The organism is Halotia branconii CENA392, assembly GCF_029953635.1.
GTDB lineage: Bacteria > Cyanobacteriota > Cyanobacteriia > Cyanobacteriales > Nostocaceae > Halotia > Halotia branconii.
In genome coordinates, this window is the sequence record NZ_CP124543.1 from 1,704,992 (window position 1) to 1,719,018 (window position 14,027).

The window sequence follows — 14,027 nt, forward strand, 5'->3', positions numbered from 1 at the left end:
CACGATATCAATAATATGTAGAGGTGTGGCAATGTCGCATCTCTACAAAAAATCTCAACCCTGGTGGATACATGAGTTACGATTTCGACCTATTTGTAATTGGTGCAGGTTCCGGTGGTATTGCGACTGCCAGACGAGCCGCAGAATATGGTGCTAAGGTAGGGATTGCTGAGTTTGACAGACTAGGCGGAACCTGCGTTAATCGTGGCTGTGTTCCTAAAAAGTTAATGGTTTACGCCTCTCATTTTCCTGATTTATTTGAAGATGCCCAAGGCTATGGCTGGAGTCCAGTCAAAAGTACTATGGATTGGGAAAAGATGATTACGGCAGTCAACAATGAGGTGATTCGCCTGAATGGGATTTATCAAAAAATGCTGGATAACTCTAAGGTGGAACTTTTAGAGGGACACGGCAAATTTGTGGATGCTCATACAATTGTAGTTGGCGAACGCCAAGTAACCGCAGATAAAATTTTGATTGCCGTTGGTGGTCATCCCATTAGACCCAATATTTTGGGAATTGAACACGCCATTACTTCCGATGATATTTTTCACCTCAAACAACAGCCCAAACGCATGGTAATTTTGGGAGGAGGTTATATTGGTTCAGAATTTGCCTGCATCTTAAATGGCATGGGAACTGAAGTTACCCAAATAATTCGGAGTGACAAAATTTTGCGTGGCTTCGATGATGATTTGCGGACTGAAATTCAAGAAGGAATGGCTCATCATGGAATCAAGATTGTCCACAACAGCGAACTGATTGCGATCGAAAAAGATTCAGAAGGAATTAAAGTTACAGTCCGCGGGAATGCTAAATCTGAGGAATCCGACGAATTTGAAGAAACAGTTGTGACTGATGCAGTCAGTTTAGCCGCGGTTGGTCGCAAACCAAACACTCACGAATTAGGTTTAGAAAATACCAAAGTCAAGCGTCACGATGGAGCAATTGTAGTTGATAAATACAGTCAAACAACTGAAGAAAATATCTATGCAGTTGGAGATTGTACAAATAACATTAATCTAACTCCAGTAGCAATTAATGAAGGTCGGGCTTTAGCAGACACCTTATTTGGTGGTAAGTCTCGGATCATGAGTTATGAAAATGTCCCTACAGCTATCTTTACAACCCCAGAAGCGGCAACTGTCGGACTAACTGAGGCAGAAGCCAGAGAACAATACGGTGATGCGGTGAAGATTTATAAAAGTCGCTTCCGACCAATGTATTACACCTTAGCTGGTAAAGACGAAAAAACCATGATGAAATTGGTAGTCGATCAAACTACCGATAAGGTGTTAGGAGCGCACATGGTAGGCACAAGTGCCGCAGAGATTATTCAAGGTGTAGCGATCGCTGTTAAAATGGGCGCAACCAAAGCTAACTTTGATGCCACAGTAGGGATACATCCTACTTCTGCTGAAGAATTTGTGACTATGCGATAAGAGCCTGTTGAAACAACTAGGGTTTACACCATTTCACTAAATATTTGAAACAAATGATTGGTCTTTAATTCTTTCCCCCTGGTTACCTACGGTGTACACACAAGTCATCTAAAACTGCCCCATTGACTAACAATGCGATTGTATCGGCTGACAGTGCCAATGTCTCGACTAACAATGCGATTGTATCGGCTGACAATGCCAATGTCTCGACTGACAATGCGATTGTATCGGCTGACAATGCCAATGTCTCGACTAACAATGCGATTGTATCGGCTGACAATGCCAATGTCTCGACTAACAATGCGATTGTACTGGCCTGCAAAAATTAACCCACCTGACGTTACACAGCAACTCTAAAAGACTTGTGTGTACACGCTAGCCCTGGTTACTGAGCGTCTTGTACTGAGCGAAGCCGAAGTAAGTCGAAGTATGCTCCCTGCTCCCCTGCTATCTACTTGTATCAATTTAACGGTATTAGGTCATCGGCAATGTCAAGGTAAATGCGGTTTGCTCGTCAGATATGGAATTTAGGGTAAGATCGCCCCGATGGGCGCGGGCAATTTCACGAGCTAAACTCAGTCCTAGTCCAATTCCTTCAACTTGTCGAGTACGCGCCGGATCGCCGCGATAGAAGCGGTCAAACAGGCGATCGCGATCGCTTTGGGGAATGTTTTTTGATGCATTGGCGATCGTAATCTGGATATTTGTGTGCATTTTCTTTACGTAAATCTTGATCCAGCCGTTGGTAAGATTGTATTTGATGGCATTACTCAACAGATTTTGCAGAACTTGCATGAGTAAATCGCGATCGCCTTGTACCTTTAGTCCAGCAGGAATGTCAGTTTGCAAACTTAAGTGAGGAGCCAACAGTTCCACATCCTCAACCATCTCCATCAGCAACTGAGAAATATCCACTTCAACTAAATACAAGCTCATTTGTCCTGCATCTGCTAGAGATAGCAGCAAGAGTTTCCGTATAATTCCACTCAGGCGGCGTACTTCATCCAAAAGATTGCTTAAGCGCTGTTGCACTTCACTTCCTGAGTCAACTTGTTGCAAAGTTCTTTCTAGTTCGCCTTGCAGAATAGTCAGCGGGGTTTTTAGTTCGTGGGCTGCGTCAGCACTAAAACGGGAAGCTTGAGTAAAACTGCGTTCCAGGCGTGACAGCATTTGGTTAAACACCTGAATCAATTCGACAAACTCAACATCAGTTGTACCAATGGGAATCCGCTGATCTAGCCCTTTAACTGTCACCTGTTGAATTACACCCGTTAATTGAGCGATAGGACGCAAAGCCCCAGCAGAAATTAACCATGCTCCCACCGCAACGAGTAGCAACGCTATCGGAATGGAAACAAAGAAGATATTGCGAATGCTAGCCATCTCTTGATTGACCAATTGCAGGCTCACAGCCAGAGCAACCTGACTATTAGGAAATTTAACGGTTCCAATTCGCCAAGTTGTTTTTGTTGTTTGTAAAGTCACCAATTGCGGAGCAAGTGGGCGAAAGGGCGGTATATCTAAGGATGGATTTGGTCGTTCTCTAGTTGGGGGTGGTGGTATGGGTGTTAATTGAAGACGCTGAAGTAATAGGCGGTTCACCTCACTATCCGCAGGTAAAGAGTTAAATTTATCAACTGTCTTACCGTCGGCATCAAGCACTAACAAGGCGATAGGGGTTTTGGTATTGGTTCCGAAGCCGGGTAATAATTCTGGGCGCAGAGGCGTTAGCGCAGCCTCTCGTAAAGATCGCTTTCTTTCTGGTGGGCGACTAGCGCGCATTAACTGATTTAATAGTTCTGCATCAAGGCGGCTAATCTTGGCATTGTAAATCTGAAACCAGGAGACTGCACCAAACCCAACTAATGTACTGCCAGCCAGAGCCGCAGACAATAGAGCAATTCGGAGTCGAAACGATCGCAGTTGTTTCACAATTGAGATTCTGGTTTGCGAAACCGATAGCCAACACCGCGAATACTTTCAATCCAACTGACTTCATTGATGGGGTCAATTTTTTTACGGATGCGCTGGATACATACATCCACAACATTGGTGTTGGGGTTAAAGTCGTAACCCCAAATATGTTCTAGGATTTGGGTACGGGTAAAAACTCGTCCGGGAGAGCGCATCAGATATTCCAACAAATTAAACTCGCGGCTGGTAAGTTCAATTGCCTTTTGATTGCAAGTAACTTCTCGCGCGATGCGATCAAGTTTGATTGGCCCAACCGCTAAGAGATTTTGGCGTTCTCCCACACTCCGACGCACAACCGCATGAATCCGAGCCGCTAACTCTTCTACAAAAAACGGCTTGGCAATGTAATCATCGGCTCCTAAGTTTAAACCTTCCAGGCGATCATCAAGTTCATTACGAGCCGTCAACAAAATTACTGGAGCATTACGACCTTCTCGCCGCAGTTGTTTGAGAATCGATAATCCATCTTTTCCCGGAACCATAATATCCAGAATAATCGCATCATATTCGTTATCCAATGCTCGCAGATATCCTTCATCACCATTGTCACAGTAGTCTACGACAAATCCCTGCTCCTTCAGCCCAGCCCGGACGAAGTTAGCAATTTTTGCTTCATCTTCAACAAATAGAACGTTCACAAGTATTTATTACTTTATTTATTGCTTTATTTTAAATTGATTACTCTTAAGCTGAAATTACAAAAGTGTAATTGAGAAACTAGGTCAGCTGTCATTTTGGGGTGGCTTAATCAAAAATGTAAACACAATAATTTTTGAGGTCAAAGAAGAGGCAGAGGGGCAGGGAGCGGGGAGCAGGGGAGAAGACCCCATCTATGAATGGAAGGGCTTGGTGGGGATTAAATCCCCGTCCGAGAACAAATTATGAATACTTACAATAGACATCATGAAAAACAAAAATCGCCCATTAAGTAGGATTTTGAGCCGAAGAGAAGCACTCGCTTTATTTAGGGCAGCCGGAACTGCAATACTTGTAGTGGGATGCATACCCAGAAAGTCTGGTTCTACACAAGCCCCATCTGGTGCAACTGTCCTAGCATCATCATCTACACCTGCCTGTGTTGTCAGTCCAGAACAAACTGAAGGGCCATATTTTGTAGACGAAAAGCTCAACCGTTCCGATATCCGTACTGATCCAACGGATGGTTCGGTGAAAGAAGGCGTACCACTACAACTGACGCTGAACGTTTCTCAAGTTGGTAGTAATGGTTGCACACCTTTAGTGGGTGCGATTGTGGATGTTTGGCACTGTGACGCGTTGGGTGTCTATTCGGATGTGACAGACCGCAGTTTTAGCACTGTCGGTAAAAAGTTTCTACGCGGCTATCAAGTAACCGACGCGAAGGGAAATGTGCAATTCACAACCATTTATCCTGGTTGGTATCAAGGTAGAACTGTGCATATCCATTTTAAAGTCCGCACAAATGGTACATCACAACAAGATTACGAATTTACGTCACAGCTATATTTTGATGATGCAATCAGCGATCGCGTGTACACCCAAGCACCCTACGCCAGTAAGGGACAGCGCACACAAAAGAATGCTGATGACGGAATTTTTCAAGATGGTGGCGAACAAATGTTGCTCAAGCTTACCCAGAACGGACAAGGTTATGCAGCGACCTTAAATATTGGGCTTGATACCGTTTCACTTTAAAGTTGATACATTTGGGCAAGCAGGGGGCAGCACTTCGACTACGCGGCAGTTGAGCGTAGTCGAAACTCAGTGACCGGGGCAGAGGAGGCAGGGGGAGCAGGGGAAGCAGGGGGCAAATGGTAATTTTCACGCCTTTATTTTCTAAAATTAAGTAGAACGGCGTAAATAATTAAAGGTTTGTAGTGAGGACTTTAGTCCTCAAAGAAGGGCTTCAGCCCTTACTACGAACTGAATTTTAATTCTTTTATATTGCTTAACATAGTTTGGTTTTTTCTCGCCGACTTACTTATCCCAAACCGAATAGTTGAGAAATTATTGGTAATAATTTATTCGCTTCTTCTACCAATTTAGCGACAGTAGGTAAGCCAGAAAATAAACCTTTCAACATCGTGATGGCTTTTTTTGCTGTCTTTTGCTTAGTGGGTTCTTGTTGCGGATTTTTACCAGCTTCGGCTAGAGTTTGCACTTGTTCTAAAGCATCGGCTTTGTCTTCATCAGATAATTCTGATGACTGAGAAATTGTCGCTTGTAACTGTGTCAGTAATTCTTTAATTCCTGGCTTGTCACCATCTGAGGAATCAGGTAACTCATTAATCGCAATATTCACATTGCCGCTAATTGTTCCCAGATTGGCAACAGAACCACCACCCGCAACACCGCTAACATTACTGCTATTTTGAATATTAATGCCGCTAATATCAGACACTTTATTATCTCCTGCTATATGATATTTGGACTGCTGGAGTGCAGTTGTGAGCATAATTTCTAAACTACGAATGCGATCGTCTTTTTCTATAAGTAGTAATTGCTGACTTTGAGATAAAGCTTTGAGTTGATTATAATCATCAAAATATTCTGCGCTCAATTGTGATTTATTAATTCCTGCCGCAGTTGTGGCGCGGAGTAACAAGTTATCATCGCCGCGTTTCTCCATTGCGACGATTTCTAACTCAGCTTCGGGATGATTTTCAACAAGGTTTTTGAAGGCAATAGCAACAGCGCGGGGGTCAACGCCTTGATTGTGATAAAGGTCGAGGGTGTCAAAAATTGGCTTGATAAATTCTGCAAAGTCGCCGTCTTGAAATACTTCTTGGTGATTATCTGGTTTGCGGAGGGGGTCGGGGTTGGTTTTAGTGGGTAAGCGCATGAAGATATATTCACACCTCACGCCATGCAGTTTAGTTTCATTGGTAATGCCCCAATCTTCAATGAATGCACCTGTGAGGGTTGCGCCTGTGAAATCGGTTGCGTCAAGTTGGGTTTGTTTGAGTTTCGCTCTGGATAAATCAGCATCTTGCAAATTAGCTTCGCTGAGGTCAGCACCGATAAAGCTGGCATCTGCTAGGTTAGCTGATTGTAAGTTGATACCCCGTAGATTTTGGCGATCAAAGTTTTTATCTTGTCCTTGTCCGGTAACTAGCAGTTTACGTACTTGTGAGTTTTGCAGATAAGTTGAACCAGAGCGAACGCGGTCAAGCATTTTGACTTGATGCCAATAGGTAAGGGTAAGGGTGGCGTTGCGGAAATCTGTACTTTTGAGTTTAGCTTGGGTGAAGTCGGCATTGGTCAAGTTAGCGTTACGAAAGCTTGTACCACCTGTAGCGGCGAATGCAATAGCGACATCACGAATTAGGGAATATTTTTCGTTTCCTTTCATCGCTTGCCAAGCGATGTAAATGCTCAATAACATTCCGGCAAAGGCTCCGGCAAAGGCTCCGGTGATGGCGAAGGTGAAGGCGACAGAGAAAGCAAAGGCTCCGGTAAAGGCTCCAGCAAAGGCAAAGGCGACAGCGAAGGCAAAGGCTCCTGCGACAGCTCCGGCAAAGGCAAAGGCTCCGGCGAAAGCAAAGGCTCCTGCGACAGCGAAGGCGATAGCGATAGCGATGGCTCCTGCGACGGCAACGGCGATGGCGATGGCAATGGCTCCTGCGACGGCGACAGCGACGGCAACGGCGATGGCTCCGACGACGGCAACGGCGACGGCAACGGCGACGGCGACGGCAACAGCGACTAAACCAGCTGTTAATCCCTGACGAGTGGTGATGAAGTAGAAGGCAATCAAGACGATTAAAGCAACCCAGCCTGGAATTTGGTTTTCTAGAGATGAGCTAAATACCTGCGACACTAAGAAACCATTAAAAGCCGATAAATATCCTGATAGTTCCGACAATAAAAACGAAACAAGAACTAAACTAATTACCCAACGTTTTTGTAATCCAGCTTGAGAGTAACTGAAGTTTGCATCTGTGAGGTTAGCACCGCTAAAGTTTGCCCCTCGAATATCGGCATAGCTAAAGTTTGCACCTACAAAGTCTTGTCTACCCTTGAAGTTGCGTCCTCGGAGATTTTGACCGGAGAAGTCTAAAGCCATGTGTAGTTTGACGGGGTTGAGCAAATTTTACTACACGCTTAAGTTTGTTAATTCCAATATTTCTCTATTTAGCCTGATTAGTCCTACGTGAAGGCAAGGGAACAGGAGAAATAAAAACAGGCTTATCTGAACTGTATTGACTATTAATACATCGCCTTGCATTGTTAATGTATCGTCCTGCACTGTTAATGTATTGCCCCGCATTGTTAATGCATCACCCCGCATTGTTAATGTATTGCCCCGCAATGTTAATGCATCGCCCCGCATTGTTAATGTATCGCTCTGCATTGTTAATGCATCACCCCGCATTGTTAATGTATCGCTCTGCATTGTTAAATTGAACAAAAATATTTACAGTTATTGCAAACGTCATAGCTACATGCAGTCTTTGAGGTCTTCTAAGGGTGCGTCAAAGTCAGCAGCCATAGTAAACATACCTTTCATGGTTCCCGCTTGGCGATATTTTTGGGGCGGCGTTTCGGAGGGTGATGTCTCAGCATATTTAGCTGCAAGGTATTCGGCATAGTGAAGAATTTCGACTTGGAGATTTGGAGGAAGTTTATCGAGAGTTGCAATTAGTTGAGGTGGGATCATCGGCTTATCTATAGAAGTGTATATATTTTTTATGATGATCGATCTTGCGACGGAGGCTTTAAGAAGCGCCAGCATTGCCTCTACCTAGCTGGGCAAATAGGCGCTAAAACATAAAAATCATTGCGATAGTCAATCTCCCTGTTCATTCTTCCAGTTTGTTCCAAAAGACAAACTTTAGACCTCTTGCAAAAGTCGTTACTTGCGCTCTTTTCTTTGCGCCTTTGCGCCTTTGCGTGAGACAAAAAAATATTTATGCAAGAAGTCTTTTATACAGGAATCTCAATCAAAAATTCTGTCCCTTCACCCAAAACTGAATTGCAACTCAATTTACCAGCATGAGTTTCTTCAACAATTTGTCTGGCTATGGCTAATCCCAATCCCGTCCCTTTACCAACAGCTTTGGTTGTAAACAAGTGGTCAAATATTTTTTGTTGTACTTCTTCACTCATTCCCTTTCCATTATCAGTAATAGCAATTTTCACACCTTCATTCTCTTGGAAGGTTTTAATTGTAATTTGATTGGGATTAGCTTTAATTTCCGGTAAACTTCGACCTATATTTGATTCATCTAAGGCATCAATGGCATTAGCAAGAATATTCATAAATACCTGATTTAACTGCCCAGGAAAACATTTAACTTGGGGTAATTCCCCATAATTAGTTATCACTTCAATTGCTGGGCGTTGTGCATTTGCTTTCAGGCGATGTTTGAGAATTAAAATAGTACTATCGATACCTTCATGAATATTAAATGGCACTTTGTAATCTTTATCAGCGCGGGAGAAAGTTCGTAAACTGGTGCTAATATTTGTTAATCTGTCACACGCCATATTCATGGAATCAATCATCTTGGGTAAATCTTCTAAGCTATAATCCAAGTCGATTTCTTGGGCGTGGTTGATAATTTGATTGCCTGGATTGGGAAAATTTTCTTGATAAAGTTTTAAATGTTCGATAATATCCATCAGGCTGGGTTTTGCTTGTTGCAGACTAGCATAAATAAAACCCAAAGGATTATTCATTTCATGGGCTACCCCTGCTACTAAGTTCCCCAATGCCGACATTTTTTCGCTTTGGACAATTTGTAATTGTGCTTGTTGTAAATCTTGTAATGCTTGCCCGGTTTGTTGATAAAGTTGAGCATTTTCTAAAGATATCGCTGCTTGAGAAGACAGTAAGTTAATTACGCTCAGGCGATCGCCCTTGGCGTTGGCGGAGCGATCGCTGTTAAATACCCCTGGAATCATTTTATTTTCTAAATAGAGAATCCCCAGAAAATGACCTTGATTAATAATCGGAGTACAAAATACACTTTGGGGTTGGTGTAACAACATATATTGGCCAATTAAACCGGGAATATCTGTTTTGCAATTATCTATGACAACTGAATTTTGAGTATTTTTGACGTAATTGATAATATTTACGGGAATATCTGGACAATTATCTAATGGTTGCGCTCGGAGACTTGTTTCAATTTCCTCGTGCTGGATAAAAGTAATTGCTCGTACTTGCCAAATATCGCCGGACACTTGCTTTAACGGGCAGGCAAGTCCATGAGTTGATTTCTCAACTTGAACGGACTGCCCTTGTTCTTGGGGAAGTAGCAATACAGCTTTTCTCGCGCCAGAGTTTTCTAAGATAATCCGGGTGAGACTGGCGATGAGTGTATTTAATTCCAAAGTACTGGAAATAGCTTGAGCCGCTTTCAGGGCAGAGGTAAAATCTAAAACGTCGGAAATATTGGTGCTGTCGGTGCTATTGTTACAGGTAGATAAGAGACTCCCATGAGTAAGAGTTTCTTGAGGGTTGGGGTTGAGTCGTTGCTGTTGCAGAATAAGTTGCAGTAATCGGGGATAGCGTTGTTCTAAATCGGTAACTTTGGCTTTTGCTCCCCACCGGGAATAAGCATAGTAGGCGGCAATTAAATAATCTTTGGCAATGCGTTCTTTGCCCCATTCGAGATAAAATTTGGTGGCGAGTTCGTTGGCGAGAGCTTCTTCATTAATATATTCGTGTTTCTTGGCAAGAGCGATCGCGCGATCATAGTTTTCTATCGCTTTGGCTCTATCTTCCAAGACTCGACAACGTTCTGCAACAATCAAGGTGCAACGGTGAGCTTGATTGCTCGATGCATAAGCTGTCCACCCGTTAAGTTTTTCTAGGTTAGCAGCAACCCGCTCTAGAATACTTGACTGTTCGGTTTCGCTGGCATTTGCATAAAGCGCTAATTGTACTAAGGCATCGTAGAAGTAAAAAAGCGGAACGCTCATCAATCCTGCCATGCCGCGCAAATACGGGGCTGCTAGATTGGCGTTTTCCAACGCTTGTTCGTAGTGTTGAAACAAATAGCAAAGTATCAGCTTATTTAAATAAACTTGGTGCAGTGCCGTTACTTCACCCGTTTTTTGGTAAAGCTGAATCATTTCTCGCTCGTCGCAGTATTCACCAATTAACACCTCTGGCTGGGTTGACTCTCCTAATAAATTCACGACTACCTGATGGTAAAGACTTTGGGTGTGGAGATAAGTATGCTGGCGTAGTTGCTGCATCACGCGGCGATGATCTTCTAGTATTTGCTTGAGGTCAGACAGTTCGCCACCAGTAAAATAAGTATTATGGTCGTACACGAGCAGGCTGAGTGCTGCCAGATTGAAATCACCAACTTCTAATGCACTGGTGTATGCTTGCAGTAGACCTGCTAGAGAAGTTTTTGCAGGTTCTTTCCAATGTTTGAAGAAGCAATTAAAGTCAAACAGGGCTGCGGCTATATGCTTGGGTGACTGGAGGTATTGCAGGAGTTTCATCTCCAGCTGTCCAAAGCAATAGCCCGCTTCAATATTACCCAATATGGCAATCAACATTAACCCATACAAACCGTAGGCATGAATCGATTCTGATGAATTTCCGTACTGCACCGATAGATCGAACTGCGCGAAGACTACTAGAGGCATGAGGTTGGGAGCAGCTTGATAGGCAGGCGACATGATGGTAGACAGAATCATCATTGCTGCTTTTTTGTCCGGCGCAGTCATTGGGGGTAAATGCAACAAAGATTCTATCGCGCGATCGCTTAGTTGAATTTGGGTATGCTGGAGTGCTTGTCCAATGTCGGCTGGGGTGGGCTGCTCTGGCAAATGTACCCCCAGAGGTTCGAGGACTTTTCGCGCCAGTTCCAGGGCTTCTAAAAGTTGGTTTTGCGCCATATAAGCTCGAATCTTCGTGTCGTAAACGTTAATTCGATCAAGCCAAGAACGGGCATGAGCGAGTACAATCTCAGCGAACTGCTCCATTTGTTCAAAGTTAGCGTACAAAAAAGCACAATTAGCTGCACCTTCATAGAGAACGAGGGCGAGGGTATAGTGGTTCTGCCAGCAATCGCCCTTCAATAAAGAAATGCCCGTGTTGAAATAGTCTAAAGCTGCCCCATAAGCCGTTGCACCCTTAGCTTTCTGTCCAGCCATCAAATTTAACTGTACGAGTTCTTGTTGTTCTGTTTCATCCTCAATCAGAGATATCCCCTTGTTGAGATGATTAGCGATCGCAAAAATCTGTTTATCCAGTTCGTTGACACTGGTTGCTTTTTGCAGCAAACGTCCAATCTGGAGGTGAGTAATTTGCTTTTCGGCTTCTGGAATTAGAGAATACGCTGCTTGCTGAACGCGATCGTGCAAAAACTTGTATGTCACAGTCTCTGGAATTTCTGGAGTAACTATTTGACTTTCTTGCCCGACATAAAACTTATAAACTTCACTAATCGGTAAAATCAACCCTTCTTGCAACGCTTTCCACAATTCACCAGCTATTTCTATCTCTGAGTGTTGCGAAACAATTGCCAAAGTTGCTAAATCAAATTGACTACCAATACAAGCAGCTAACTGTAATATGTGTTGAGTAGATGGCGGCAGTTTTCGTAATTGCAATGCCATAAATTCAACAACATCATCTGTAACTGCTTGCTGAGTTACTCGTGCAATATCGCATTGCCAAAACCCTGACTTAAAGTTAAATTCAATCAGTTGCTCTTGATGTAGCGCTTTGAGAAACTGCGTCGCAAAAAACGGATTACCTTGAGTTTTTTGATATATCAATTTAGCAAGAGGCAAGGCTAAATTTTCTGTACATTTGAGCGTGTTAGCAACTAACTGATTCACTTGAGCGTGATTTAGAGGTGCTAAAGTAATCGTATTAATCGCTGCTTGGGTTTTTTGAATATCGCTCAAAGTCAATATTAATGGATGTGCTGGATTAACTTCGTTATCGCGATATGCACCAATTAATAAAAGATGACTTGTATCAGTCATTAATAGCTGCATTAAATTTAGTGATGCCGAATCTGCCCATTGCAAATCGTCTAAAAACATCACTAACGGATGTTCGGCGCTAGTAAAAACTTTAGTAAACTTTTGAAATAATAAATTAAATCTATTTTGGGCGGCAATTTCTGATAATTCTGGCGCAGATGATTGTTCGCCAATAATTCTTGATAATTCGGGGATAACTTCAATAATTACCTGGGCATTTTCTCCCAGTGCTAATAATATTTTGTTTTTCCATTGCTGAATCTGGACATCGCTGAGAGTTAATAATTGTCCCATTAAATCCCGGAATGCTTGCACAAAAGCACTAAAGGGGATATTTCTTTGAAATTGGTCGTATTTACCTTTAATAAAATAACCGTGTTGCCGCACAATTGGTTTATGAACTTCGTTGACAACCGCTGTTTTCCCAACACCTGAAAAACCTGCTACCAGCATTATTTCTGTCGCGCCTTGACTGACACGTTCAAATGCTTGGAGTAGAGTTTCTACTTCGGTTTCTCGTCCATAAAGTTTATCGGGGATGATGAAGCGATCGCACACATCCCTCTGTGCAATTGCAAAACTTTCAATTATGCCAGTTAAACGCAGTTGAGTTAAACAATTCTCTAAATCAAATTTCAGCCCCAATGCACTTTGATATCTATCTTCAGCATTTTTTGCCATCAATTTCATGACGATATCCGAAATCACCTGCGGAATTTCTTCCCCCTGCCCCCTGCCCCCTGCCCCCTTTCCGAACCCCCTTGGTAGTTCCTTAGCGATGTGACAATGCACCATCTCCATCGGATCGTTTGATTGAAAAGGTAACTCTCCTGTGAGTAATTCGTAAAAAGTTACACCCAAAGAATAGAAATCTGTGCGATAGTCTATTCCTCGATTCATTCTGCCAGTTTGCTCTGGTGAAATATAGGCTAACGTCCCTTCTAAAACATTGGGATTGATTAAGATTTGAGTTTCTCTTGGCAGCAAAGATGCAATACTAAAGTCAATTAATTTAACTTGTTTGGTTTCGGGATTAATTAAAATATTGGCAGGTTTAATATCTTTATGAATAATGCGATTGCGGTAGAGTATATCTAAGGTGTCGCAGAGAGCGATCGCAATTTGTAAAAACTCATCTAGAGACGCTATATTATTTTTGTTGGTAAAATAATCTTTCAGAGAAATTCCCCCAAAATCTTCCATCACCAACGCATAGCCATTTTGAAGCGGTTCGAGACTATAAGTTTGGACGATTAAAGGTGAGTTAAGATTTTTGGCAATAGTGTATTGATTACGAAATTGTACTAATTCACTAAAGCTAGGATAAGGATTTTTTAGTAGTTTAATCACTACTTTGAAAAAGTCAGTATCCCGATACCCTCGATAAACCTGAGTTCTCGAACCATTGTAGATTTCTTCACTGATACGATATCCAGGAAGACTGATAAGAGTGCTAACCATACCGTCTAATCTTGATGATTTACAGATTTAGTATTCCCAGATGTATGAAGTGTTTTTATAATCTACAAGGGAATGGGGCATTGGGTACTTGTACTGAGCGAAGTCGAAGTATTGGGCATGGGGAAGAATTTACTAACGCTCTATGCCCCAAGCAACAGGAGGAGCAACCTCGACTATCCATGAAGGGATGGAGTTTCTCGCCGCTTTCAA

The 14,027-nt window shown here is 42.7% G+C and carries 9 protein-coding genes; 2 read left to right on the top strand and 7 right to left on the bottom strand.

Annotated elements, in window-relative coordinates:
* Positions 1-71 precede the first annotated feature (71 nt).
* Positions 72-1,442: a glutathione-disulfide reductase gene (gene gor, locus QI031_RS07625; protein ID WP_281485955.1), complete on the top strand. Its 1,371-nt coding sequence runs from the start codon at positions 72-74 to the stop codon at positions 1,440-1,442.
* Positions 1,443-1,524: 82 nt separating this feature from the next.
* Here gor and QI031_RS07630 read toward each other — a convergent pair whose 3' ends face one another.
* From QI031_RS07630 to QI031_RS07640, 3 genes are all read right to left on the bottom strand, one after another.
* A complete protein-coding gene (locus tag QI031_RS07630) occupies positions 1,525-1,764 on the bottom strand; it encodes a hypothetical protein (protein ID WP_281484585.1) in 240 nt (79 codons plus the stop codon).
* A gap of 152 nt (positions 1,765-1,916) precedes the next feature.
* A complete protein-coding gene (locus QI031_RS07635) occupies positions 1,917-3,374 on the bottom strand; it encodes a sensor histidine kinase (protein ID WP_281484586.1) in 1,458 nt (485 codons plus the stop codon).
* Positions 3,371-4,054 carry a response regulator transcription factor gene (locus tag QI031_RS07640; RefSeq protein WP_281484587.1) on the bottom strand — a complete coding sequence of 228 codons (684 nt, stop codon included), beginning with the start codon at positions 4,052-4,054 and terminating at the stop codon, positions 3,371-3,373. The genes QI031_RS07635 and QI031_RS07640 overlap by 4 nt, the downstream gene beginning before the upstream one ends.
* Before the next feature lie 265 nt (positions 4,055-4,319).
* Between QI031_RS07640 and QI031_RS07645 the strand changes: the two genes are divergently transcribed.
* Positions 4,320-5,090, top strand: a complete 771-nt coding sequence (locus QI031_RS07645) for an intradiol ring-cleavage dioxygenase (protein ID WP_281484588.1) — start codon at positions 4,320-4,322, stop codon at positions 5,088-5,090.
* A gap of 286 nt (positions 5,091-5,376) precedes the next feature.
* On the opposite strand, the gene QI031_RS07650 is transcribed toward QI031_RS07645, so the two are convergent.
* The 4 genes from QI031_RS07650 to QI031_RS07665 form a co-directional block, all read right to left on the bottom strand.
* The gene (locus QI031_RS07650) at positions 5,377-7,461 is read right to left on the bottom strand and encodes a pentapeptide repeat-containing protein (RefSeq protein WP_281484589.1); all 2,085 of its coding nucleotides are present in this window, start codon (positions 7,459-7,461) and stop codon (positions 5,377-5,379) included.
* A gap of 30 nt (positions 7,462-7,491) precedes the next feature.
* Positions 7,492-7,791, bottom strand: a complete 300-nt coding sequence (locus QI031_RS07655) for a hypothetical protein (protein WP_281484590.1) — start codon at positions 7,789-7,791, stop codon at positions 7,492-7,494.
* 45 nt (positions 7,792-7,836) lie between these two features.
* Complete coding sequence (gene vapB / locus QI031_RS07660) at positions 7,837-8,055, bottom strand: type II toxin-antitoxin system VapB family antitoxin (RefSeq protein ID WP_281484591.1); 219 nt, start codon at positions 8,053-8,055, stop codon at positions 7,837-7,839.
* A 266-nt stretch (positions 8,056-8,321) separates the two neighbouring features.
* Positions 8,322-13,817 (bottom strand): trifunctional serine/threonine-protein kinase/ATP-binding protein/sensor histidine kinase, encoded by a 5,496-nt coding sequence (locus QI031_RS07665; protein ID WP_281484592.1) that lies wholly within the window; start codon positions 13,815-13,817, stop codon positions 8,322-8,324.
* Positions 13,818-14,027: the final 210 nt, after the last annotated feature.

Coding starts and splice junctions, on each gene's coding strand:
- gor (WP_281485955.1), top strand. CDS start 72: ATGAGTTACGATTTCGACCTATTTGTAATTGGTGCAGGTTCCGGTGGT.
- QI031_RS07645 (WP_281484588.1), top strand. CDS start 4,320: ATGAAAAACAAAAATCGCCCATTAAGTAGGATTTTGAGCCGAAGAGAA.
- QI031_RS07650 (WP_281484589.1), bottom strand. CDS start 7,461: ATGGCTTTAGACTTCTCCGGTCAAAATCTCCGAGGACGCAACTTCAAG.
- QI031_RS07655 (WP_281484590.1), bottom strand. CDS start 7,791: ATGCAGAGCGATACATTAACAATGCGGGGTGATGCATTAACAATGCAG.
- vapB (WP_281484591.1), bottom strand. CDS start 8,055: ATGATCCCACCTCAACTAATTGCAACTCTCGATAAACTTCCTCCAAAT.
- QI031_RS07665 (WP_281484592.1), bottom strand. CDS start 13,817: ATGGTTAGCACTCTTATCAGTCTTCCTGGATATCGTATCAGTGAAGAA.